The 22043-nt window shown below is 63.9% G+C and carries 22 protein-coding genes; 9 read left to right on the top strand and 13 right to left on the bottom strand.

The features are described from left to right. The 4 genes from AC1DPF_RS09850 to AC1DPF_RS09835 all read left to right on the top strand — a co-directional run bounded on the left by AC1DPF_RS09850 (position 1) and on the right by AC1DPF_RS09835 (position 5955). Entirely contained in the window at positions 1–2691 is a 2691-nt protein-coding gene (locus AC1DPF_RS09850) for a class I SAM-dependent methyltransferase (protein ID WP_477960998.1), read from the top strand. Between the two features lie 62 nt (positions 2692–2753). Beyond that, positions 2754–3998 carry an FkbM family methyltransferase gene (locus AC1DPF_RS09845; RefSeq protein ID WP_477960996.1) on the top strand — a complete coding sequence of 415 codons (1245 nt, stop codon included), beginning with the start codon at positions 2754–2756 and terminating at the stop codon, positions 3996–3998. A 131-nt stretch (positions 3999–4129) separates the two neighbouring features. Continuing rightward, on the top strand, positions 4130–4948 hold the full coding sequence (locus AC1DPF_RS09840; RefSeq protein WP_477960994.1) for an FkbM family methyltransferase: 819 nt from the start codon (positions 4130–4132) through the stop codon (positions 4946–4948). A gap of 107 nt (positions 4949–5055) precedes the next feature. Beyond that, positions 5056–5955, top strand: a complete 900-nt coding sequence (locus AC1DPF_RS09835) for a class I SAM-dependent methyltransferase (RefSeq protein WP_477960992.1) — start codon at positions 5056–5058, stop codon at positions 5953–5955. Here AC1DPF_RS09835 and AC1DPF_RS09830 read toward each other — a convergent pair whose 3' ends face one another. From AC1DPF_RS09830 to AC1DPF_RS09810, 5 genes are all read right to left on the bottom strand, one after another. After that, positions 5956–6762, bottom strand: coding sequence for a glycosyltransferase family protein (locus AC1DPF_RS09830; protein WP_477960990.1), 807 nt, complete (start codon positions 6760–6762; stop codon positions 5956–5958). A gap of 63 nt (positions 6763–6825) precedes the next feature. Continuing rightward, complete coding sequence (locus tag AC1DPF_RS09825; RefSeq protein WP_477869586.1) at positions 6826–7992, bottom strand: KpsE/RkpR family capsule polysaccharide export protein; 1167 nt, start codon at positions 7990–7992, stop codon at positions 6826–6828. A 32-nt stretch (positions 7993–8024) separates the two neighbouring features. Next, entirely contained in the window at positions 8025–8819 is a 795-nt protein-coding gene (locus AC1DPF_RS09820; RefSeq protein ID WP_477960988.1) for an ABC transporter permease, read from the bottom strand. After that, on the bottom strand, positions 8816–10126 hold the full coding sequence (locus tag AC1DPF_RS09815; protein ID WP_477960986.1) for a glycosyltransferase family 4 protein: 1311 nt from the start codon (positions 10124–10126) through the stop codon (positions 8816–8818). The genes AC1DPF_RS09820 and AC1DPF_RS09815 overlap by 4 nt, the downstream gene beginning before the upstream one ends. After that, on the bottom strand, positions 10123–12480 hold the full coding sequence (locus AC1DPF_RS09810) for a glycosyltransferase family 4 protein (protein ID WP_477869592.1): 2358 nt from the start codon (positions 12478–12480) through the stop codon (positions 10123–10125). The genes AC1DPF_RS09815 and AC1DPF_RS09810 overlap by 4 nt, the downstream gene beginning before the upstream one ends. A gap of 219 nt (positions 12481–12699) precedes the next feature. Between AC1DPF_RS09810 and rfbC the strand changes: the two genes are divergently transcribed. The 5 genes from rfbC to AC1DPF_RS09785 are packed head-to-tail and all read left to right on the top strand — an operon-like array spanning position 12700 to position 16636. Further along, the gene (rfbC, locus tag AC1DPF_RS09805) at positions 12700–13287 is read left to right on the top strand and encodes a dTDP-4-dehydrorhamnose 3,5-epimerase (protein WP_477869594.1); all 588 of its coding nucleotides are present in this window, start codon (positions 12700–12702) and stop codon (positions 13285–13287) included. 40 nt (positions 13288–13327) lie between these two features. After that, complete coding sequence (rfbB, locus tag AC1DPF_RS09800; RefSeq protein WP_477869596.1) at positions 13328–14386, top strand: dTDP-glucose 4,6-dehydratase; 1059 nt, start codon at positions 13328–13330, stop codon at positions 14384–14386. Between the two features lie 2 nt (positions 14387–14388). Beyond that, positions 14389–15276 (top strand): dTDP-4-dehydrorhamnose reductase, encoded by an 888-nt coding sequence (gene rfbD / locus AC1DPF_RS09795; protein ID WP_477960983.1) that lies wholly within the window; start codon positions 14389–14391, stop codon positions 15274–15276. After that, positions 15273–16142 (top strand): glucose-1-phosphate thymidylyltransferase RfbA, encoded by an 870-nt coding sequence (gene rfbA / locus AC1DPF_RS09790; RefSeq protein WP_477869600.1) that lies wholly within the window; start codon positions 15273–15275, stop codon positions 16140–16142. Before rfbD ends, rfbA begins: the two co-directional genes overlap by 4 nt. Beyond that, positions 16142–16636, top strand: coding sequence for a Crp/Fnr family transcriptional regulator (locus AC1DPF_RS09785; RefSeq protein ID WP_477869602.1), 495 nt, complete (start codon positions 16142–16144; stop codon positions 16634–16636). The genes rfbA and AC1DPF_RS09785 overlap by 1 nt, the downstream gene beginning before the upstream one ends. Before the next feature lie 8 nt (positions 16637–16644). On the opposite strand, the gene AC1DPF_RS09780 is transcribed toward AC1DPF_RS09785, so the two are convergent. The 8 genes from AC1DPF_RS09780 to AC1DPF_RS09745 form a co-directional block, all read right to left on the bottom strand. Next, positions 16645–17139, bottom strand: coding sequence for an SRPBCC family protein (locus tag AC1DPF_RS09780; protein ID WP_477960981.1), 495 nt, complete (start codon positions 17137–17139; stop codon positions 16645–16647). Further along, positions 17129–17473, bottom strand: coding sequence for an ArsR/SmtB family transcription factor (locus tag AC1DPF_RS09775; RefSeq protein WP_477869606.1), 345 nt, complete (start codon positions 17471–17473; stop codon positions 17129–17131). Before AC1DPF_RS09775 ends, AC1DPF_RS09780 begins: the two co-directional genes overlap by 11 nt. A 118-nt stretch (positions 17474–17591) precedes the next feature. Then, entirely contained in the window at positions 17592–17924 is a 333-nt protein-coding gene (locus tag AC1DPF_RS09770) for a hypothetical protein (RefSeq protein WP_477869608.1), read from the bottom strand. A gap of 46 nt (positions 17925–17970) precedes the next feature. Further along, entirely contained in the window at positions 17971–18435 is a 465-nt protein-coding gene (locus tag AC1DPF_RS09765; protein WP_477869609.1) for a CAP domain-containing protein, read from the bottom strand. Between the two features lie 133 nt (positions 18436–18568). Beyond that, positions 18569–19210, bottom strand: a complete 642-nt coding sequence (locus tag AC1DPF_RS09760; protein ID WP_477960979.1) for a L,D-transpeptidase family protein — start codon at positions 19208–19210, stop codon at positions 18569–18571. Beyond that, positions 19197–19712, bottom strand: coding sequence for a PEPxxWA-CTERM sorting domain-containing protein (locus AC1DPF_RS09755; RefSeq protein WP_477961089.1), 516 nt, complete (start codon positions 19710–19712; stop codon positions 19197–19199). The genes AC1DPF_RS09760 and AC1DPF_RS09755 overlap by 14 nt, the downstream gene beginning before the upstream one ends. Positions 19713–20014: 302 nt before the next feature. Beyond that, entirely contained in the window at positions 20015–21124 is a 1110-nt protein-coding gene (locus AC1DPF_RS09750) for a methyl-accepting chemotaxis protein (RefSeq protein ID WP_477960977.1), read from the bottom strand. A 103-nt stretch (positions 21125–21227) separates the two neighbouring features. Next, a complete protein-coding gene (locus AC1DPF_RS09745; protein ID WP_477869624.1) occupies positions 21228–21935 on the bottom strand; it encodes a tetratricopeptide repeat protein in 708 nt (235 codons plus the stop codon). Positions 21936–22043: the final 108 nt, after the last annotated feature.

The raw sequence follows: 22043 nt of genomic DNA, 5'->3' as shown, positions 1-22043 counted from the left end.
ATGATTGACGGCACCATCGCGCGCAGCCGGGCGCTGCCCCCGGCGTTCGACGCCGGCCATTACCTCGCGGCCAATCCCGATCTGGGCCTGAAGCTCGAAGAGGCCGCCGATCATTATACCCGCTTCGGCCGCGGCCAGGGGCGCGTCGCATCGCCGCTGGCGCTGCGTGAGAATCTGATCGCGCTGATCGACGATGGCCGCTCCGTGCTCGAGATCGGCCCCTTCTGCCGGCCGCTGCTGCGGGGCCCCAACATCGCCTATCTCGACGTCCTCGACGCCGAACAGCTGCGTGCCCGCGCCGTCAACATCGGGGTGAATCCGGCGGGCTGTCCCGACTGGATCGACTATGTCGGCGGCATCGAACAGGTCCGCCGCCGCTTCGACGCCGTCGTCAGCAGCCATGCGATCGAGCATCAGCCGGACTTCGTGCGCCACCTCGAGCAGATCGAACGGATTCTCGAGCCCGATGGGCTGTTCTGCCTGATCATTCCGGACAAGCGCTACTGCTTCGACCATTATATCGCCGAAAGCACGATTGCCGGCGTGATCCAGGCACATCGCGAGCAACGCCGCGTCCATAGCGTCGCCAGCGTGATCGAGCATATCGCGCTGACCACGCACAATGATTCGGGTCGGCATTGGGCCGGCGATCACGGCCCCGCCATCCCGGCCGACCAGCCGGCGCGGCTTCAGCGCGCGGCGGAGGTCCATGCCCTGAGCGCCGGCGGCTATATCGACGTCCACGCCTGGTATTTCACGCCCGACAGCTTCCGCAACATAATCGAGACGCTGGGTGYGATCGGCCTGACTGGGCTCGAAGTGGCAGAGGTCTACGACACGGCGCACGGCCGCAACGAATTCTGCGCCGTCCTCCGGCTCCGTGCTGCTGCGCGCGATCGGGCGCGCGACAAGCCGGATGGCGACGACATCATCGTCCTGCAGACCGCCGACGCGGAGCGCTATGCGCCGATGCTGGCGATCACCGCGACCAACGTGCGCGAATATTGCCGCCGCCATGACCTGGGCTATGAGAGCTTCCTGGGCGTCAAGCGCGGCTTCCACCCGTGGCAGGCGACCTTCAACCGCATCCCGATGCTGGCGGAACTTATCGACCGTGGCTTTACCGGCTGGGCGCTCTATCTCGACGCCGATGCCTATATCCAGGATCTCGACTTCGATCTCGCTGCCTATCTGGCCGACAAGACAGACCGTGCAGCCATCTTCGCGACGTCGGGCGTCACCGGCGAACATTGGGACGTCAATGCCGGCGTGGCCCTGCTCAATCTCGGTCATCCGCTGGGCCGCGCGCTGATCGAGCAATGGGCCGCCGGATTCGCGGCACACAGCGATGACGACCTGCGGGCGGGCAGCGAATGGTTCGGCGCCGGCAACGACCAGGACATACTGCAGACGATCCTGCGGCATGACCGCGCCATCGCCGATGCTGTACTGGTCGAGCAGATGGCGTTCATGAACGGGCCGCATGCCAGCTTCATCCGCCAGCACCTCCGCACGCTCTCGCCCACCTTCGAAGCCAGGCTCCGGGCGCTTGCGGCTGCGGTGGGAGAGGTGGCGCGCGAAGGCGGCCTGCCAGCTCCCGCGCCGCCGCGCGCCGGCGACGATCGCTGGTATGCCCGGCTGGCGCATCTTCCCGGATTGCAGCCCACCCTGGTCGAAGCGCCCGTGCCGGTGCCGCGTCCGGATCTTGTTGCGCCGATCCGGTATGCCTGGAGGGAGGCTGCCGCGATGTTCGGCGGTGGGGCGGTGCCAGCGTTCCAGCAGGAGTTCGCGACGGCCCTTAGCAGCGGCGACGGCGACGCGGTTGCGCAGGATCTCGCCGCCATCGGCTGTTCGCCGATCGCCCAGGGCTTTCTTGGCGGCGCGCGCCAGCATGAGCGGGCGCGCAGCCAGCAGTTCGCGGATCGGCTGGCGCTGTGGACATACGACAAGCTGGTCTCGCTGGCCGAGGCGGTGGGTGTGCTGCCGCTCGAAAATCCAGAGAATGGGCGCTGGTCCGTGAATGCCATGATCGAGCCGGCCGAGCTCTTCCGCGACATCCAGGCAGCGCTCGCCGTGGATCTCTCGCCGCCGCCGCATATCGGCGGGCATCTCGGAATCGCGGTGGGGAACGGCGTCGTGCTGCACATGCGCATGCTCGATTCGATCCATGCCGCCTGGCGGCTGCGCCAGCTCGCCGACGCGCTGGGGCTCGGCGCAGACGCGCGCATCGCCGAGATCGGCCCGGGCGCCGCGTTGACCGCTTATTATGCGCTGAAGCTGGGGCAGAAGAGCTGGCGGCTGTTCGATCTGCCGACGATGAACGCCGTTCAGGCCTATGTGCTGGCGGGGGCGGGCCACGATGTCTCGCTCGCGGGAGAGCCGCCCAAGCCTATAGCAATCCTCCCCGGCAGCGCCTTTGCGACCACCGAGCCCGGCTCGATCGACATCCTGTTCAACGCGGATTCGCTGCCGGAGATCGAACGCGGGGCGGCGCTGGGCTATCTCGCCGATGCGCGGCGAATCGGCATCCGGCATATATTGAGCATCAACCAGGAGGCAGGACTGACCGATCAGCCCTCCGTCGCCGAACTCATGCGCGAGGCCGGGGGCTATCGGCTTGTTTCGCGGAACCGCCACTGGCTGCGCGCAGGTTATGCGGAGGAGCATTATCTCCACTTTGGAGGTATTTAGCTTGTAATCTGTTGCGGCCGCCCGTCGGCGCAGGCATGGCACAGCTTCGGAGGAGCTTTCAGATGAATGTTCGTGAAGCGGTGCTTTGGGCTTATCGGCTGATCCTCAACCGGGATCCTGCGCCCGAAGAGCTGAGCGCTACCGAAGCGTCGTTCACGAACCCCCAAGCGCTACGGCGTTCGTTACGTACGTCCCGCGAGTTCGCAATCATTCTGGATCGCGCCGGGCAGGTATTTGAGCCGCGATACCCGATTGACTGGCGCGAGGGTGTCTATTGGGCCTTTCGGCTGCTTCTTCGCCGTGAACCCAGCGAGGCGGAGCTTCAGGCGCATCTCGTCGAAAACGATACGGTCAACAATCTTCGGCTTCGGATCGTTACCACCCGGGAGTTCGAAGTGGGGTCGCCGGGATCGAGCGCGATCACCGATTTCGCCGTGATCAATGCATTTGCGCCCTTTCCCGAGAAACAGCCGGTAGAAGGGACATTTCGCGACATGTTCGGATCGACCACGAAGGTTCGTTATCTGGACCAAGGCTGGCATAGTTTGGCCGGTTATGTTTTCAAGAGCGTGCCGCGGGAGCGTGAACCCAGCCTTCACGGCACATCCGAATGGGTGGGTACCCTACGCAGCGTTCTCGAAGCCCAGGGCAAGTTCACGGCCATGGAGCTTGGGGCAGGGTGGGCCCCCTGGCTCACGGTCTGCGAGCGAGCCGCTCGCTTGCGCGGGATCGAGAACGTGGATCTCACCGGAGTCGAAGGCTCAAGGGAGCATCATGGCTTCATGCTCGATAACTTTCGGACCAATGGCATCGATCCGGAAAAACATGCCCTCCATCATGCGGTGGCCGGTGCCGAAGATGGCGTGGCGCATTTCCCGCGGCTGCATGTGGCAACTGATGACTATGGAGCCAACGCCGTGTTCAGCGACGCGGAAAGCGACGCCGCGGCGGCGCGGGGCGAGCTGGAAGAGATCCGCTGCATTTCGATGAACAGCTTGCTCGCCGGAAAAGACCGTGTCGACCTGATCCACATCGACATTCAGGGCCATGAGGAAACCGTCATCAGGGCGGGCATCGAAGCACTCAATGCCAAGGTCAGACGCCTCGTCATAGGAACCCATTCCCGCGCCATAGAGGGGCATCTGTTCGATCTGCTGCATGACAATGGTTGGGTCTGCGAGTCAGAAGTGCCATGCGTGTTGAGGGCAACGATGGACGGGCGGCGCGTTTTGTTCGTCGATGGCGAGCAGGTGTGGCGGAACGATCGATTAGCCGGGTCTCGCATGGGCGGAGGGACTGCAACATGAATGACTTCGAAAGCGAAGTGCAAACGGCTTATCGATGGATCCTAGGTAGGAGCGCCGATCCGACGGGCATTGAGCATTACACCGGCTGTCTGCGATCAGGCTCACTAGACTCCTCCGGATTGAGGAGGTCCTTGATCGAAAGCCCGGAGTTTACTGGTGGCCTGCCCGGCTATGTGGTCGCCGACATTGGAAATGGCCTGAAGGCCGTTGTCGACCCTAGCGAACCTGAGTTTGGACGACACATCGTCGCTGGCGGTGGGTGGGAGCCGCACGTTGTCGAGGCGATCCGCTCAAATCTTGGGCTCGGTCAAACCTTTGTGGACATAGGTGGGAATGTCGGAGTGATGTCATTCAACGCTGCGGCGGTGGTTGGCGCACGAGGCAAGGTGATTGCTTTCGAGCCTAACCCCAGAAATGTATCTGCTTTTCGCCGTGGCATAGTTGCCAATGGCAATAATAATATCCTGCTTCTCTCGCTGGCCCTGTCCGACCACCATCACATGATCGGATTGACGAGCGCGTCAAACGCAAAGGTTCTGGGCGATGCTTCGGCAACGCAGGTAGCCGATGTAGTTCAGGCCGTGCCAGGTGATGAAATACTCGAGCACCAATCGCAGATCGATCTCATCAAGATCGACATAGAAGGCTACGAACTCCCAGCTTTGATGGGCCTCCAAAAAACACTCGTCCGCCACAAACCGAAGATCTTGTGCGAATTCAATCCTCTCTGCCTGAGGGCTCAAGGTGGCATCGAACCGAATGTACTTGCAGATTTCCTTTTCGAATTAACTGCCGCGGTTGAAGTGGTGGAACATGACAACGGTAGGACCGTAGTGTCCTCGTCTGCTGATTTGATGCGGCTGTGGGAGCAACGTGATAGTGCGGCAACGGCTGCTGGTCATCTACCTGCTGGGTGGGCTCATCTTGATCTGCTGCTTTCTGTATCTTGAATAAGTTGGTGTCGGTGATCAGTGAGCCGCTGCCGTGATGCGGGCAGCGATATGGTCCACTCGATCGAGTTGGTTGAAGATGGCGCGATGGATGCTAGGTTGCGATCATGAATACAGTCGAAGATGATGTAAACGAGGCTTATCGCTGGATTCTTGGTCGTGATGCCGATGCCCAGGGGGCAAGTGACTATTCGCGGCTCATGCGCGAAGGGGGGCTCACGAAGGAAGGGCTGCGCGATATCCTGCTTTCAAGCGCCGAATTCTGGCAGGGTAGATCCTCTAGAGCGGTAGAAGAACGGCAGAATATAAACGATCTTGTCATCCGCAGTACCGGGTCGATCGTGCAATCGGGTCCGTTTGCCGGAATGCGGATGGTCGATCTTTCGACGCGGGGAGACGGTGATATCGCGCCGAAGCTACTCGGCACCTATGAGGCCGAGCTTCATCCCTCGTTTGAGCGCTTTCGTAACAGACGCTACGATGCCATTGTTGATGTTGGTTGCGCCGAGGGCTACTATAGCGTGGGTGCGGCTCGCTTGTTCCCCGGAACGCCGGTCTTCGCTTATGATGTCGATAAAGGGGCGCTGGAGATCCTACAGGCGCTATCGTTGCAAAATGGCTGCGCGGACCAGATCATCCCCGGGGATTTCTGCGATCCCGAGACCTTGCGCAAGGTTTTGGAGCGATATCCCCGCTCGCTGGTGATCGCCGATTGCGAAGGCTATGAGAAAATCTTGTTTTCTGATCCAGCAACTAACTCCGCTGCGGCGTCATCGGATCTGATTATAGAATGCCACGATCTTTGGGACGCTGAAATCACCCCGGCCATCCGAAATGCGTTGGTCGCTACGCACGATATCAGCGTGGCACTCGCCTGCGGCCGTGATCCCAATGTTTTCCCATTCCTGGCTGAACTGAATGACTGGGATCGATGGCGCGCCGTATGGGAACGGCGTGGGAGCCAGATGCATTGGCTGATCTGCGAGGGTAAGGCGGTTGCCGGATAATCAGCGGCTGATCTTGCGACGATATTCGTCACTATTCAGCAGCGAACTGATCACGATCGGCGCAGCACGGACTATGCCGTCGGTACGGAGAAGGTCCGAATAGCCTTTGCTGGCAGGATCGGGATCGCGACCGAATATGATCCTATAGAAATCTCCGACAAGCCGTTCTTCTACGCCTTCCTCAGCGATGGCGGTGTCTTGAAGTACCTCCGTAACCGCGCCTTCGATCGTTTTTGTACGGCTATCGATATCTCCGTCCAGCGAGTTCAGGAATTGCCGGATGAACTCGCCCTGACAGTGATTGAACAGCATCGCATCGACGAACGCGACGGGTTCACGCAGCGCCGGATTCTGGTCGAGCGCTTCATACAACATGGTCTGATCATTGTCATGATCCCATACCGACAGCAGGTTGCGCAACCGTTCGTCCGACACGGACATAAACCGCCGCTTCCACTCTCCAATCAGCGCGACTGCTTGGGGATGGCCGAGATTGAAAAAGAGCACACCGGAATTGATGTGCCACGGAATGCTCTCGCCCGGGATCGTGGCCATGATCGCGGAACGATCCTGTTTGTCCGCAAGGTAGGCGTGGAGATCGAAGTCGAGATCGTAGATGTAGGCGTCGGCGTCCATGTACAGCGCCCAGCCGCGATACCCGCGATCCACCAGCTCCTGGAGCAGGAAGATGCGGTTGAAAGCTGCCTGCGCGCCATGGAAGCCGCGTTTGATGCCGATGAAGCTTTCGTAGGCGAAGCCATGACGGCGGCAATACTCGATCGCTGTGCGGGATGTCGCGCGCAGCATTCGGCTATATTTGAACGCGTCAGACGTCTGGAGGACCGTTAGCTCGACCAATGTACGTTCGCCCTACAGCGAATGCTCGCGAACGCCCGCCACCAGCAGCCAGCCGATGCCATAGGCGATCATCAGCGACAGGAAGACGGTCAGTACGATCTTGCCACGCTCCGGAAACTCCGACTTCACCGGCATGTTGGGATCGACCACGCGGACGATGTAGAGTTGCTGCTTCATCGCCGCGTCGCGGGCTTTTTCCAGGTTCGCGGCGGCGACTTCGTAGCGTTTCATCGCGAAGTCCTGGCGGATCTGGAGATCCTGGTAATTGCCCAGCCGCGCCGCGATCGCGCTGCCGCCGCCGGTCAGCTTTCCGGTCTGGCCGGCGACCTGCGCTTCCAGAGCCCGGACGCGCGCGGCGATGGCGACGAATTGCGGGCTGTTGGGGGAGATGATCCCGCGCATCGCGTTGAGTTGCGCCCGCGCCGTCGTAAGCTGGCCCTGAAGGGTAGTGACGAGGGTCAGCTGCGCCTTGCCGGAACCTTCGGGGTCGAGGTCGCCGCGCTGCTGGCGGAACATGGTGAGCCGCGATTGCACCGCAGCGAGCGAATCTTCCGCCTCGGCGAGCTGGCGGCGCGCGGTCGCCAGCGCGTCATTCTGGCTGCGGCGGTTGATAAGGTTCACCCGCTGCTCGCCCATCTGCAGCAGCTGGTTGATGATCGCGTAGGAATCGGCTGGCCGAAAGCTGCGCACCTGCAGCGTGGTGATGCCGGTTTCCTGGTTGAACTTCACGTCGACCTGCTTGCGATAATAGCGCAGCAGCATCTCGGGCGTGGGGTCGGAGAACCATAGCCGGGTGGCGATGTCGGCCTCCGGCCTGCGGAAGCGATCGACCAGGCCCACAGCCGCGTTGAGCCGCAGTGCCGCCTGCTGCGAATCCAGATAGTCGTTGACGCTGATCGCATCGGCGCGCGCCTGCGACAGCCCCGCCGACAGGCCGAGGAACTGGCCGAGGCCGCTGGAYGGCAGCGGTGAACTGTCCGATGTCTTGACCACGAAATGGGCTTCGGACTGATATTGATCGGCCGCGATCAGATAATAATAGATGCCGACCAGCACGGTCGGCAGCATCACGATGATGAGGAACCACTTGTTCCGGCGCGCCCAATCCGACGCGGCGGCGAACCGATCGGGTTGGCCGACGCTGTCATGGGAAGATTGCGGCTTGATGATTCCGTGCATCGGTCGTCCAAATAATATCGGGCTGAGGTCTATTACTGCAGGTGAACGCGGCTGCGAACCCGCCTTATGCCGATCAGGCCGCTATAGGTCAAAAAGGCGCAGCAGGCCGTGATGTAGCCGGCAAACAGATGTTTGTCCGATGCGCCTTCGAACATGCCGTAGCGGGCATATTCGAACAGGTCGGCCATTGGATTCCAGTCCATGATCCGTTGCAGATTATAAGGCAGCCATTCGGTCGCCACGAACGCCCCAGACAACGGCATCATGAAGTATGAAATCGGGTGGACCAGGCGCTGCAGCGTCGGCTTGTCGAACGTGATCGCGGTGACGTTCAGGCCCAGCGCGAAGGACAGCCAGATCATCCAGCCGATCCCGGCCAGCAGGTAGAGCGGCCGCGCGGGAAAGTCCGCATAGCCCAGCGGGATCGCCAGCCCGATCAGGATCACCAGCGTGCAGAAGCAGCCGGCCGCCTCGATCACCACCCGCGCGATCGACAGGTTCAGCACCGAGATCATCCGGTGATACATCAGCGGCAGGCTGCTCTCGAGGATGCTCTCCGCACGGTTGAAGATGCCGCGGAAGATGATGAAGATGCAGTAGCCGATCAGCGACATCGCCACCGGCGGGATGTTCGTGCCCAGATGCCCCGGCTGGAAGGCGTGGAGCGCGCCGATCACGGTGGCCAGCATCAGCGGCTCGCCGATCAGCCAGAGATAGCCGATATTGTTGCGGCCGAAGCGCGTGTGCAGCTCGCGCAATACCAGTGCGCCGATCACGTTGAGCTGGAGGGTCAGCTCGTCATAGAAGCTCGATCGGGCGGGGGTCATGCGAGAACGCCCGCGCGCGCGTCGATCTCACGGACCAGATCGAGCAGGACCTCGACATGCGCGCGCCAGCTGGGCGGGCTCCAGCCGTGCAGCCGCTCCAGCTGCGCGGTGCGTCTGTCGCCTCGATCCGCGCTATAGTCCATGATCGTCCTGATCCACTCCGGCCCGTCCAAAGGGTCTATGAAGTCGGGAACGATGCCGCCGGCTTCGCGCAACGCGGGCAGGTCGCTGCAGATCACCGGGGTCCCGCACAGCAGCGCCTCGGTCACCGGCATTCCGAATCCTTCCGCAAAGGAAGGGCATAGCAGCGCCCGGGCGTGCCGCAAGAGGGTGCTCACCGAGCTGTCCGAAAGCCCGGAATATTCGTGGATGTGGCCCTGGATTGCGGTGCAGCGGTCGAGCATGTCGACGACATTCTCATTTTCCCAGCCGCGCCGCCCGACGATCGCGAGATGGGGCGTCCGCTCGGGGCCGAGCGTTTCGACCATCCGGCGCCAGATGTTGAGCAGCAGCAGGTGGTTCTTGCGCGGCTCAATCGTGCTCAGCACCACGAAATAGGGCTGGGGGATGGAGGGTGGGCTGTCGTCGCCCGCGGGCAGCGGATCGCTACCCAGATGGGCGATGCTGATGGCCGGCGCGGTGCTGCTGCGGTTCAGGAAGCGCTGCATCGAATGCGCCGTCGCCTGGCTGTTGGCGATCAGCCCGTCGGCGAGTTCGGCCATCGTCCGGATCCGCCGTTCATGGGTGGCGGCGCCGTCGGGCCGGGCATATTCGGGAAACTCGATCGGGATCAGGTCGTGCACCAGGCAGATCAGTCGTGCGTCTTCCGCGCGCAGCTTCGCGCGGACCCGATCCGGGCTGTGGAGATGGTGCGGAGAGGCCTGGACATAATAGCGGCGCACGCCGGCATCGGCCCGCGGAACCCGGCGTGGACGCAGCCGCGCCAGGTTGCGCGCGGCGCTGCGGAGGAGCGCGCCCCGGCCCGGCTTGCCCTGGCTGGCCCAGCGTGCCTCGGTTTCGTCCAGGAAGCGGGTCACCGCCGCGTGCGGCAGCCGGCCGTAGAAGCCGAACGGATTGATGGCGGCGAAGCGCAGCTGGCCTGGAATCAGCGACAGCAGGGTGCGCGCATAGACCAGTTCGACGCGGTCGATCCCGGTTGGCATCGCGTGCAGGGTCCGCGACAACAGCCGCGAGAGGTCGAGAACGATCTCTGCGCCGGCCGGCAGCAAGGGCGATGGAGCGGCTTCCCCCGATGCGGCCATGGTCGTCATGGCGCGGCTTGTATCGCGGATGGGGAGCGCCGTCATCTTTCCCGATACGCGTCGATCGTGTCGAGCCGCCCCAGCGCCAGCGCTTCGATGAAGTCGTGCCGGGTCAGCAGATCCTCGGCGGCGTGGAGGAAGAAGCCCCCGACGAAGTAGGTGATGATGACGCCGTCCGCGGCCGGGACCGCGTCGACCCGGACCTTCACGTCATGGGTCCGCTTCGCGGCGGCGATCTCGAACGAGACCCATTTTTCCTCGCGCGCACGGATCTCGCCGCTCTGGGTGGCGTCGCCGACACGCATGCTCCATTGCGCCAGGCCTGCCTCGTCGCCGCGCAGCCGGAACAGGATGCGCAGCCTGAGATGGGGGCCCTTGAACCGAAGCAGCAGCTCGCCGCCCTCGGGCCGTACCCGGCAGCCCCGGTCCTCGGGCCAATGCCATCCGAGGTTCGACCGGAAGCCCTCGCCGGTGTGGATGCCGCGCCAGATGCGGGTGGACTCGTTGCGCGTAATCGGATGCCAGGCACCGACACGCACCGTCGGCGGTGGCGGGATGACGACGCCGCCGCGTCGCACGGTATCGCGCCGCGCGAAGCGATCGAGTTCGTCGGTGATCTGATGCGCCAGCTCGCTCCAGGCGCGGGGACGGAAGCCGGCGGCGATCTTCGCCTCCAGCGCGCCGCGATGATCCGCATCGAGGATCAGCCGCTCCGCCGTCTCGACCAGCGCTGGCACCGAGCCGGCCGCGGCATAGACGGCGAAAGCGCCGCCAGCCTCGGGGAGCGAGGCGGCATCGGAGATCAGCGGCACCTTGCCATGGCCCAGCGACTCCGTGACCGGAAGGCCCCAGCCTTCATAGAGGCTGGGATAAATGGTGAACCGGCAGGTCCGGTACAGCAGCGACAGTTCTTCGTCGGTCAGCCGCGACAGCATCGAGACCTTGGCGGCCAGCGCCGGGTCGCGGGCGAGGCGCTCATAGATGCGATCGTTCAGCCAGCCGCGGTTGCCCACGCACACGAGCTGCGGAACCGCATCTGCGCCATGGCGTGCGATCAGGTCGGCCCAGGCGTCGAACGCGACCATATGGCCCTTGCGGGATTCGATCGTCGAGACGAACAGCACGAAACCGTCCGGCTTGAGCTGCCACCGGTCGAGCGCCCGCGCCGGCAGCTCGGACGCCGCAGCCTTGCGGAAATCGGTGTCGAGCGGGATCACCGCGATGTCGGATGGCTCGATCTTGTAGCCCAGCGTCGCCGCCACGCGCAGCAGGTCCTTACGGGTCGCCTGCGAGTTCACCAGGAAGTGGTCGGCATGGTCGAACACCCCGATCACCCAGCTGATGAAGTCCTGGGTCAGCTCGCGCACGCAGTGTTGCGGCGCCATGATCGGGATCATGTCGTGGACGAAGGGGATGTAGCGGATGCCGCGGGTCTTCTTGGCGTGGCGAACGAACAGAAAATAATTCTGCAGCCACCAGCTGGTGCCCAGATTGACCAGCGAGGCGCCGCGCGGAAATTCGAACGGATGGGTCAGCGACAGGAACAGGCGCAGGTTCGCCACCGCCTCGGTCCATTCTCGATCGAAACGGTCGCCACCCGACGTACTCAGTCGCGCGATGCTCTGCATCCGCTCGAGCGGCAGCTCCAACCACTCATCTCGCCCGGCGATGAAACAGCACAGCCGGATTTCGCGATCGTTAGCGTGGGCCAACGCCCCCTCGATCGTTTCGATCTGGACGCGCTGAATCCCGGTCGGAAGCCGGGCATTGCCATAATAGGCGATCAGGTCCGAGATATCGAACACCAGCGCCGGCGGGGCATCGGCAGCCTCCTCGCCGGACACCTGCTCGGACATGTTTTCGGTGAGGATGATGCGGAGCTGCGTCAGCAGCGGCGCTTCGGCGGCGCGGGGCGGTAGCCGTTCCAGCCGCTCACGCAGCAGCGCCGCCAGTCCGGCCCGATCGACTTCGCCCTGGTGGGCCAGCAGGTGGAGCAGCTCGTCGGCTTCGTGCGGGGCTTTTTCGCCGGCATGCAGCGCGCTGAGAAAGTAGCCGATCGCGATTTCGGGCCTGCTCAGCTGCTTGTAGAGGTGAGCCAGGAAGACATAGGCTTCGGCAAGATCGGGCTGGCGCGCGGCCGCCTGCCCATAAGCCTCGATCGCGGGCACCAGCGCGCCCTGTTCCTTGAGCGCATGGCCTAGCTGGACCCAGATCGGGACCAGCTCCGGATCGTCGGCTACCGCAGCGCGATAGGCTTCGGCCGCAGCTTGCCAGTCGCGGCGGTCGCGCGCCATGTTGCCGCGCTGCACATCCGATGGTGCCGCGGGCGGGTTGCTCCCACCCAGCTTCGTCCAGGCGCGCTTCAGGTGACGCAAGGCAGTCACCACGTCAGCCAGCATCCAGCGGCGAGGGGCTGTGCGGGAATGTTGCGCCAGACACGCCGCCCTTGAGGTGAACGAAGATCATGTTTCTCAACCATCTCGAGGGGAAGCTCGCGCCGCGTCGTAAAGGAGCCTTTAACGCGCTGCAATATCGATATCTCGTGCCTGCGATCATGCCGCCCACTGGACAGAACGCCCCGGCCCTGCGATCCGCCGTCGCAGCCAGACGGGGAGACGATGTTGCCGGTAAAGCTGATCCACACGCGCCGCTTCGGTGACGATCGCGGATGGTTCGTCGAATCCTATCACCGTCCGCGCTGGTCGGCGGAGGGGGTGGCGGAGGAATTCGTCCAGGACAATCACAGCTACTCGAAGCAGCCGGGCACGATCCGCGGCATCCATTTCCAGGCGCCGCCGCATGCCCAGGCCAAACTGGTCCGCTGCACCCGCGGCCGGATCGTCGACTATGCGGTCGACCTGCGCGCCGGTTCCCCCAGCTATGGCCGCCATGTCGCGGCCGAACTGTCGGCCGACAATGGCGACCAGCTCTATATCCCGATCGGCTTCGGGCACGCCTTCGTCACGCTCGAGCCCGATAGCGAGATCATGTACAAGGTGTCGGACGTCTATGCGCCGGAGTGCGACGGCGGCATCAGCTGGGATTGCCCGACGATCGGCATCGACTGGCCGCTGCCGCCGGGCGGTCCGGTGCTGTCGGCCAAGGACATGGCGTTGCCCGCGCTCGCCGGCTGGGATAGCCCCTTCGCCTATGACGGCGAGCCGCTAGACCTTGATCGTTTCCGCCCTGATCGGGCCGAAACGTGAATCACGGTCTCAACAGCCTTCCGCTGTGAACGGAGAGACGATGCGTATCCTGGTCACCGGCGGCGCCGGCTTCATCGGATCGGCGCTGATCCGCCACCTGATCGGCGAGACCGGGCATGAGGTGCTCAATCTCGACAAGCTGACCTATGCCGGGCTGCTGAGTTCGCTGGCGCCGGTGGCCGGCAGCGCGCGCTACCGCTTCGTGCAGGGCGACATCTGCGACGGCGCGCTGGTCGGCCGCCTGCTCGCCGAGTTCCAGCCCGACGTGATCGCCCACCTCGCCGCCGAAAGCCATGTCGACCGCTCGATCGACGGGCCGGGCGCGTTCATCCAGACCAACATGGTCGGCACCTTCACGATGCTGCAGCAGGCGCTCGGCTATTGGCAGGGGCTCGACGCGGCGCGCCAGGCGGCCTTCCGCTTCCACCACATTTCCACCGACGAGGTGTTCGGCTCGCTCGGCCCCGAAGGGCTGTTCACCGAGAGCAGCGCCTATGATCCGCGCTCGCCCTATTCGGCGTCGAAGGCGGGATCGGATCATCTCGTCCGCGCCTGGGGCCACACCTATGGGCTGCCGGTGCTCGTCACCAACTGCTCGAACAATTACGGGCCTTATCATTTCCCCGAGAAGCTGATTCCGCTGATCATCATCCGCGCGCTCGCCGGTGAGCCACTGCCGGTCTATGGCGACGGCTCCAATGTCCGCGACTGGCTGTTCGTCGAGGATCATGCCCGCGCCTTGCGCACCGTGTTCGAGCGCGGCTTGCCCGGCGAAACCTATAATGTCGGCGGCAATTCCGAACGCCGCAACATCGACGTGGTCACGGCGATCTGCGCGACGCTCGACCGGCTGAGCCCACGCGTCGACGGCAGGCGCTATGCCGAACAGATCGGCTTCGTCGCCGATCGCCCAGGTCATGACCACCGTTATGCGATCGACGCCGCGAAGATCCGCGATGCGCTGGGGTGGGAGCCGCAGGTCAGCTTCGAACAGGGCATCGAGCACACCGTCCGCTGGTATCTCGACAATCGCGGCTGGTGGGGCGACATCCTCGCCGGGCGCTACGATACCGGCCGGCTAGGCCTGGCCAAGGCATGACGATGCGCAACATCCTCGTCACTGGCGGGCAGGGGCAGATCGGCCTCGAACTGGCGCGGCAGGACTGGCCGGCGGATATGTCTATACATTACCCGACCCGCGCCGAACTCGACATTGCTTCGCAGGTCAGCCTCGCCGCCTATCTGCGCGGCAGGCGCTTCGATGCGATCGTCAACTGCGCCGCCTATACCGCGGTCGATAAGGCCGAGCGGGATCGCGACGCCGCCTTCCTGGTCAATGGCGAGGCGCCGGGCTGGCTGGCGGACACCGGTATTCCGCTAATCCATGTCTCGACCGACTATGTGTTCGACGGCAGCAAGGATGGTTTCTACACCGAGGATGATCCTGTCGCCCCGCTCGGGGTCTATGGCGCCTCGAAGCGCGAGGGCGAGCGCGCGGTGCTCGCGGGGCAGTCGCGCTCGGTGATCCTGCGCACCGCCTGGGTGCTGTCCGCCCATCGCGGCAATTTCCTCAAGACGATGCTCCGCGCCGCCACCGCCAACCCGAAGCTGCGCGTGGTCGACGACCAGCATGGCTGCCCGACATCGGCGCAGGACATCGCGTCCGCGATCCGCACCATCGTCCGGCGGCTGGTCGAGGGCCCGCGGGCGTCCACCGGCATCTATCACTTCGTCAACGCCGGCGAGGCGAGCTGGTGCGACCTCGCCCGCCAGATCTTCGCGCTGAGCGCGGCGGCCGGCGGTCCCACAGCCGAGGTCGAGGCGATTACCACAGCCGATTATCCCACGCCGGCCAGACGGCCCGCCAACTCGCGCCTGTCGACCGCGAAGGTCGCCGCCGACTATGGCATCCAACCGCGCGACTGGCGCCGCGCCATCCGGGACATTATCGATGAGCTGGTAAGGCCGGGCGGGGGCGTGATTCGGTGAAGGGCATCATATTGGCGGGCGGCTCCGGCACGCGCCTGCATCCCATGACGGCGGTCACGTCCAAGCAGCTGATGCCGGTCTATGACAAGCCGATGATCTATTATCCGCTGTCGACCCTGATGCTCGCCGGGATCCGCGAGGTGCTGGTCATCTCCACGCCGCGCGACACCCCTGGTTTCGAGGCGCTGCTGGGCGATGGCAGCCAATGGGGCATGGCGATCAGCTATGCCGTCCAGCCGAGCCCCGATGGCCTGGCCCAGGCTTACATCATCGGCGCGGATTTCGTGGGGCAAGGGCCGTCGGCGCTGATCCTCGGCGACAATATCTTCTACGGCCATGGCTCGACCGAGCTGTTCAAGAGCGCCGTCGCGCGCACCGAGGGGGCGACGGTGTTCGCCTACCATGTCACCGATCCCGAACGCTATGGCGTGGTCGCGTTCGACGACAAGATGCGGGCGGTGTCGATCGAGGAGAAGCCGGCGGCGCCGCAATCGAACTGGGCGGTGACCGGCCTCTATTTCTACGACGCCGACGTGGTCGACATCGCCCGCTCGCTGAAGCCTTCGGCGCGCGGCGAGCTGGAGATCACCGACGTCAACAAGGCCTATCTCGCCGCGGGCAAGCTCTCGGTCGAACTGATGGGCCGCGGCTATGCCTGGCTCGACACCGGCACGCCCGACAGCCTGATCGAGGCCGCAGAGTTCGTCCGCACCCTTGAGAAACGCCAGGGTTTCAAGATAGCCTGCCCGGAGGAGGTCGCCTATGATCAGGGTTTCATCGATGCCGCCCAGGTCGAGCGGCTCGCCGACGCGCTCGGCAAGAGCGCCTATGGCGCCTATCTGCGCCATTCGGTGCTGAAGCGCTGATGCAGAACGCCCGATACATCGCCGCCGGCCTCAGCGATGCCGACATGCTGTGGCTGCTCTCGATGGGCAAGCTGCGCAGTCTCAAGGCCGGCGAGAAGCTGGTCGTCGCAGGCAAGCCGATCGCCGACCTGTTCTTCGTGACGAGCGGCCTGCTCGGCGTGGTCCATGAGGACGGCGTCCGCGTCGCCCAGCTGCTGCGCGGCGACGTGGTCGGCGAGATGTCCTTCGTCGAACGCCACGCGCCGCTGGTGTCGGTGGTGGGCGAGGAGCCCTCCGAAGTCCTGGCGATTCCCCGCAAGCTGATCCTCCAGCGCTTCGAGGAGGAGCCGGTGTTCGCGGCGCGCTTCTACCGCGCGCTGTCCGTGTTCCTGTCCGAACGCCTGCGCGAGACGACGGCTGCGGTGCGGGTGGCGGCGGAAGACGAGAGCCGGATCAGGGCCGACAAGGCGGCGCGCGCGCGCTTCGCGCGGTTGTTCGCGAAGTCGGGGCCATAGAATGATCCTCACTCCTTGTCTTTATAACGCAGGTCCAGTTTCGACAGCTGGCTGGTGAAGCCTTCCTTCTGCATCGCCGTGGTCGCGGCATCGTGCATCCGGCTCAACGTGACCACCATGCGCACCCTGCCGTCCGCGACGGGAAAGAAGTCGACGGTGATCGTGCTGTCATAGGGCGCTACGCCCGGCAGGAAATCGATCACCTGGGTCAGGACGAGCCGCTCGTTCGGCTTGTACTCGGTGAACCTGCCCCGGCAGGGCTGGGATGTGGGCGCGCCCATCTTCTCCATTGCGGCGATCGCCTCGGGCGTGTCGGCGACCATGTCGTAGACCAGCGCGCCGTCGAGGCGCGCTTCGATGCGATGGACGTCGGCGCGGAACTGATCGGGCCCCCACCAGGATTCGAACCCATCCTTGGTCGTCCAGAGCGCCCAGAGCTCCTCGACATCGGCCTGGTAGCTGCGCTCGATAACGAGATTGGACTCGATCTGGTCATTCATCATCCGAGCTCCTTCTGTGCTTCCTTAGCTGCTGGCGGGCGGCGAGGGCGTCGCCGAAACGGTCGAGGCGGGCTTCCCAGAGCTGGCGATATGTGGCGAGCCAGGCGTCGAGCTCGCGAAAGCGATCGGGTTTCAGCGAATAGAGCCGCCGCTGCCCCTCCGGCCGCATCGTGACGAAGCCGGCGTCGTGCAGGATGCGCAGATGACGCGATACGCCGGACTGGTGAATGCCGGCTTCGGCGACGAGATCATTGACCTGTCGCTCGCCGCGGCTGAGCGCATCGACGACCCGGCGGCGGGCGGGATCCGCGAGAACATGGAAGAGATCTACCTGCATAAGCATGTATATGCACAACGGAGCATATTTAGTCAACGACCGACGTCCATCGAGTCCGCACTCCCAAGAGGGCGGACTCGATCGGTCGATCCAGCAGTCCGATATCAGTTGCTGCGGGTCACCGGGTGCCGGGCCGGGCCAGATAGTCCGCCAGCTCTTCCTTCGTGATCCGCCCGTTGCCGTCCGCATCCGCCATGTTGAACTCCTCGGCCATCGTGGCGGGCTCGGCCGCGCCCTGCGAGGCTGCGGTCCGCGTCGGTTTGCCGCCTCGCCACACCGTACTCATCCAATGGCCGAACTCGTGCGGAGTGAGCTCGACATCGCGGGGGACGCCGCGAGTGCGGGTGAGCGGCCGGTCGTCGGCCGTGGCGCCGGAATTGCGGGGTGCGCAATGCCCCGCGGAGGATAGCGCGGCGGCGATGGCGGCGACGAGATACAGGTTTTTCACCATGCCCGCTCAACGCCCGGGCCGGCATCTTCGATCCCTCGCCCGGCTGCTACAAGGGCAGCTGCCCCCGGTAATTTCCCGCCGCGCTATAGCGGCATACCAGGACGTCTTCGACGGCCCCGGATGCGGTGGCGCAGCCGACCCTGGTGGTGTTGCGCCAGATGAGCTGGGTGTAATGCCCGACATCGGCGACATTGCCGGTCGTGCTGTTGTCGGGAAATCTTCCAGCCACGAAGAAACGCTTCTCCCGCACCCAGGCCGCGACCATGCGCTCGAGCGAGAAATAGTTCTTCGTACCTGCCCACAGATTCTCGCCTTCGGGATCGAAGCTTCTTTCCGGGGCATGATGGAAGGAGCCGGTCGCTGCGAGCTGATCGGCCCAGCCGCGGGCAGACTCCGACAGGGCGTCGTCCCAGACGAGGGGCGGCACGCCGACCGCTTCGCGCTCCCGGTTATGGGCGGCGAGAAGACGATCCTCCGCATTGAGCGTCGCCGTCGACCCACCGCTTAACATCGGCGCAAACAAGGTTAACAAAAGGTAACCGACTTTACGGCGGTAGTGGCGCTGAAGCATAGACAAAATCCCGGCTGAGCGGAGATTTTGTCAGGATTGCGTCAACACAAGGTTAACAAATACCCGATGGTGATCAGGTTGCGCTTGCTGCGTGCTGCCGGATTGCCACGACGTCACCCTTCCTCATGGCGCTGAATAGGTGCGCGGCAAAGCCGTTCGGAATGCCAATGCAGCCATGGGTGGCATAGCCTTCGCGAACCGAGCTCGCGTGGATCGCGACGCCGTCCATCGTAAGTCGCAGCATGTAGTTCATGTCGGCGTCGTACAGCGTGGACCGATGCCGCTGGTCGCGTTCGATGATCGCAAACAGGCCGGTCGGTGTCGGCGTGCCGTCGGACCCGTACAGGATGACGGCGGAACCGATTTCATGTCCGGCCCTGAAGACTGAGATTGTCTGAAGCGACAGATCCACCAATATCCAGCTCGGCCCGGCCGGAACATCCTTCTCGTTCCAGACGAAATCGCCGAACCGCATTTTCTTGCGGATGTTGAGCAGGCTCCTGATCGGGAAGCGATGTCCGCCGCTGATCCATTCCGATTCCGAATGGGCGGGATAGTAGATCCGATCGGCTTTTTCCTTGTGTGGCGGGGCCGCCTGAAGTGCCGGTGGGGTAGCCGGCGGCGCCTCGGCGGCCACGGGTGCCAGCAGCGCGGCAGCCAGGAACGTCGTGAACCGCAAAGCCTTCGACGTCGGAACTCGTTCAGGCGCAGCCATGGCGTTTCGAGGGGCGGATGCGATCGCCCCGCGGACCGTGGCGGCGGCGCCGGACGGCTGCTCCGGTGACGAAGAAGCCGATGATCATCATCGCCCAGGTGGAGAGTTCCGGCACCGCCGGTATCGATTCCGAGACTGTCGCCGGATAATCGATACCGCCCGATCCGACCGGCAGTGGTGGCGATCCGGCAAAGAAGGCAGTCCGTTCCGGTATCACTGGTGTGGAGAATAGCGGCGGAGGGCCGAAGCTGTCGAAGGGGGCAAAGGGCGGCTGGTCGAAGTCAACAGGTGTCTCTCGCACGCCGGAAAGCACGCGCTCGGCCGGCGACGACGCCATCTGATGATAGGGCTTCTTTTGTAGAGTATCGCCCACGCGTGATCCTGGCGAACGATAGGCCATATCCAGAAACGGATCCTCGAAAGGTAAATAACTGGATACTTGTGAACTATAAGATTGGATATTTGGAGATGCTGCCATACCTCCAATGATAAAAAATCCCACCAATATGGAACTTATTCCAGGCACTGTCTTCCAGCGTCGACTGAAGGTGCGATGTAGTCCTGTTAATAGCCGCCTGTTCATGCCAAATTAACATGGGACAAAAGCATACGTTCCGAATGGTGCGCATCCGTTACAATATTTTTCTTTATGAAGGTGTAATGAGTGGAGCGGGGAGCAGTCCGCCGTCAACAATAGTTCGGGCCGCACAGGCAGGAACCGAGCAATGTCGCCCATTTCATCGGCGTGGCGTCGCCATAAGCCCGGAGCGGAAGGGCGCCTGGGTAGCCGCCTGCCCGATCCTGTCAGCCGCGATCGAAATGGGCGAGGTTATCGCTTCCAGCGCCGACACGTCCGACGCGCTTGGCCATCATGCTCGTGGCACGTTCGGTGGCCGATTTGGTATCGCTGGCGAGCTTCTTCACTTCGCTTGCCACCACGGCAAATCCGCGACCCGCCTCGCCCGCCCGTGCGGCCTCGATTGTCGCGTTGATCGCCAGAAGATTCGTGTGGGCGGCAATGCCGTTGATGACGGCGATGATCTTCGAGACCTCGCCGATCATGCTCTGAAGCTCGTCGCCGCGCTGCTCCAGATCGTCGCGGAAGCCGTCGCTCTCCTCCAGCCGATCACGAACCTCGCGTTCGAGCCGAACCTGGTCCGAGACGTCGCTGGCGAATTTGATGATCTTCCAGGGACGGCCATCGGCATCGAGCACGGGATTATAGGTGGCCTGGATCCATATGTCGCTGCCATCACTGGCCCGGCGCCGATAGCGGCCTGCCTGATATTCGCCGCGTCCCAGCCGATGCCAGAACTGGCGATATTCCTCGGAGCCGACGAGGTCGCTCGAGCAGAGCAGGCTATGATGCTGCCCGATGAGGTCACGCTCGTCATATCCGAAGATGTTCAGGAAATTCTCGTTGGCGCAGATGATGACGCCATCGAGCTTGAACTCGATCACGGCCTGCGATCGCAGGATCGCCTTCACAGTGCCTTCGAAATCGGCGTTGCGTTTCTTCGTGGCGGTGATGTCGGATGCGATCTTCAGGATGCACTCGAGCCGGCCATCGTCGCCGATAATCGGATTATATGTCGCCTGCAGCCATAGCTCGCGGCCGCCCCGGCCGATCCGCCTATACTCGCCGCCATCGAAGGACCCGCCGGCGAGCTTCTCCCAGAAGCGGCGATAGTCGACGCTCTGCGCATAGCCCGCGCTGCAGAACATGCTGTGATGACGTCCGACGATGTCGGTGAGCGCATATCCCATGATATCGAGGAAGAGCTGGTTGCACCACAGGATGGTGCCGTCCGGTCCCAATTCCATGACGGCCTGGGATCGGCAGATTGCGGCAAACGCATCGCGCTCGCGTGCCAGAGCCGGTCGGGACGGCGGATCGATTACTGGGAAATCCATCGGCGCATATGTAGCAAAAGATGGTTAAGGGCGGGTGAAGGCGCGTGCAATCGGAGCATTGCGGCCCAGCACCGGGGCGCAAATATGGGATACTGGGCTTGCGCTACCGCAGCGCCGGGCGGCTCTCGAGCCAGGTCTCAAGCTTCTCCAGGAACGCCGGCGTCGCCGTTTCAGGCACCCGCGCGAGCCAGGCCCGCGCCTCGTCGATCCGGCCGGCGTCGGCCAGCATGCGGGCATGATTGAAGCGGCCCCGGAAATCGCCGCCCTCCGCCGCGCGCTGATACCAGCGTGCCGCCTCGGCCAGGTCGCGCTCGACCACCCAGCCATCCTCGTGGAAGCTGCCGACAAAGTTCATCGCCTTGGCATTGCCCATCGCCGCCGCGCGGCGGAACAGAGCAAGCGCGGCGGGTTTGTCCTCGGCCACGCCTTCGCCCAGTGCCAGCGCGGTCGCATAATTATAGAGGCCCCAGTCCAGCCCACGGTCGGCGGCCGCCTTGAACCATTGGGCGGCGCGCGCTTTGTCGACCGCCACGCCCCAGCCGAGATCATAGCAGCGGCCCATCATGTTGATCGCCATGGCGTGGCCCTGGCGCGCCGCCTTGTCGAACCAGCCGACCGCCGCCCTCGGGTCGGCGGCGACACCCGCGCCGTCGAGCAGCATCTGGCCATAGACAGCCTGCGCCTCGGCGATGCCACCCTCGGCCGCGACCGCCACGAAGGCGGCGCGCTGCTCGGGCGGGCCGGAGAGACGGCGGGCGACCTCCTCGGCCGACATGGCCATGATCGCTTCGATGGTGAGGGCTTCGGTCATGACGACTGCTTCATCCGATCTTCTGCGTCATTCCGGCGAAGGCCGGAATCTCGGGAGAATAGCGCCCAGTCTCCCGAGACCCCGGCCTCCGCCGGGGTGACGGTTGGA

The sequence above is a fragment of the Rhizorhabdus sp. P4_G6 genome, assembly GCF_056401045.1.
The sequence above is the reverse complement of the archived record's forward strand: the minus strand, read 5'-3'. Positions and strand labels throughout refer to the sequence as shown.

Excerpts from the sequence above, each read along its gene's own strand:
- AC1DPF_RS09765 (WP_477869609.1), bottom strand. The coding sequence starts at position 18,435 with ATGTTAAGCGGTGGGTCGACGGCGACGCTCAATGCGGAGGATCGTCTT.
- AC1DPF_RS09745 (WP_477869624.1), bottom strand. The coding sequence starts at position 21,935 with ATGACCGAAGCCCTCACCATCGAAGCGATCATGGCCATGTCGGCCGAG.
- AC1DPF_RS09760 (WP_477960979.1), bottom strand. The coding sequence starts at position 19,210 with ATGGCTGCGCCTGAACGAGTTCCGACGTCGAAGGCTTTGCGGTTCACG.
- AC1DPF_RS09835 (WP_477960992.1), top strand. The coding sequence starts at position 5,056 with ATGAATACAGTCGAAGATGATGTAAACGAGGCTTATCGCTGGATTCTT.
- AC1DPF_RS09780 (WP_477960981.1), bottom strand. The coding sequence starts at position 17,139 with ATGATGAATGACCAGATCGAGTCCAATCTCGTTATCGAGCGCAGCTAC.
- rfbC (WP_477869594.1), top strand. The coding sequence starts at position 12,700 with ATGTTGCCGGTAAAGCTGATCCACACGCGCCGCTTCGGTGACGATCGC.
- AC1DPF_RS09785 (WP_477869602.1), top strand. The coding sequence starts at position 16,142 with ATGCAGAACGCCCGATACATCGCCGCCGGCCTCAGCGATGCCGACATG.
- AC1DPF_RS09830 (WP_477960990.1), bottom strand. The coding sequence starts at position 6,762 with ATGCTGCGCGCGACATCCCGCACAGCGATCGAGTATTGCCGCCGTCAT.
- AC1DPF_RS09775 (WP_477869606.1), bottom strand. The coding sequence starts at position 17,473 with ATGCAGGTAGATCTCTTCCATGTTCTCGCGGATCCCGCCCGCCGCCGG.
- AC1DPF_RS09815 (WP_477960986.1), bottom strand. The coding sequence starts at position 10,126 with ATGACGGCGCTCCCCATCCGCGATACAAGCCGCGCCATGACGACCATG.
- AC1DPF_RS09820 (WP_477960988.1), bottom strand. The coding sequence starts at position 8,819 with ATGACCCCCGCCCGATCGAGCTTCTATGACGAGCTGACCCTCCAGCTC.
- AC1DPF_RS09750 (WP_477960977.1), bottom strand. The coding sequence starts at position 21,124 with ATGGATTTCCCAGTAATCGATCCGCCGTCCCGACCGGCTCTGGCACGC.
- AC1DPF_RS09770 (WP_477869608.1), bottom strand. The coding sequence starts at position 17,924 with ATGGTGAAAAACCTGTATCTCGTCGCCGCCATCGCCGCCGCGCTATCC.
- AC1DPF_RS09845 (WP_477960996.1), top strand. The coding sequence starts at position 2,754 with ATGAATGTTCGTGAAGCGGTGCTTTGGGCTTATCGGCTGATCCTCAAC.
- rfbD (WP_477960983.1), top strand. The coding sequence starts at position 14,389 with ATGCGCAACATCCTCGTCACTGGCGGGCAGGGGCAGATCGGCCTCGAA.
- AC1DPF_RS09810 (WP_477869592.1), bottom strand. The coding sequence starts at position 12,480 with ATGCTGGCTGACGTGGTGACTGCCTTGCGTCACCTGAAGCGCGCCTGG.
- rfbB (WP_477869596.1), top strand. The coding sequence starts at position 13,328 with ATGCGTATCCTGGTCACCGGCGGCGCCGGCTTCATCGGATCGGCGCTG.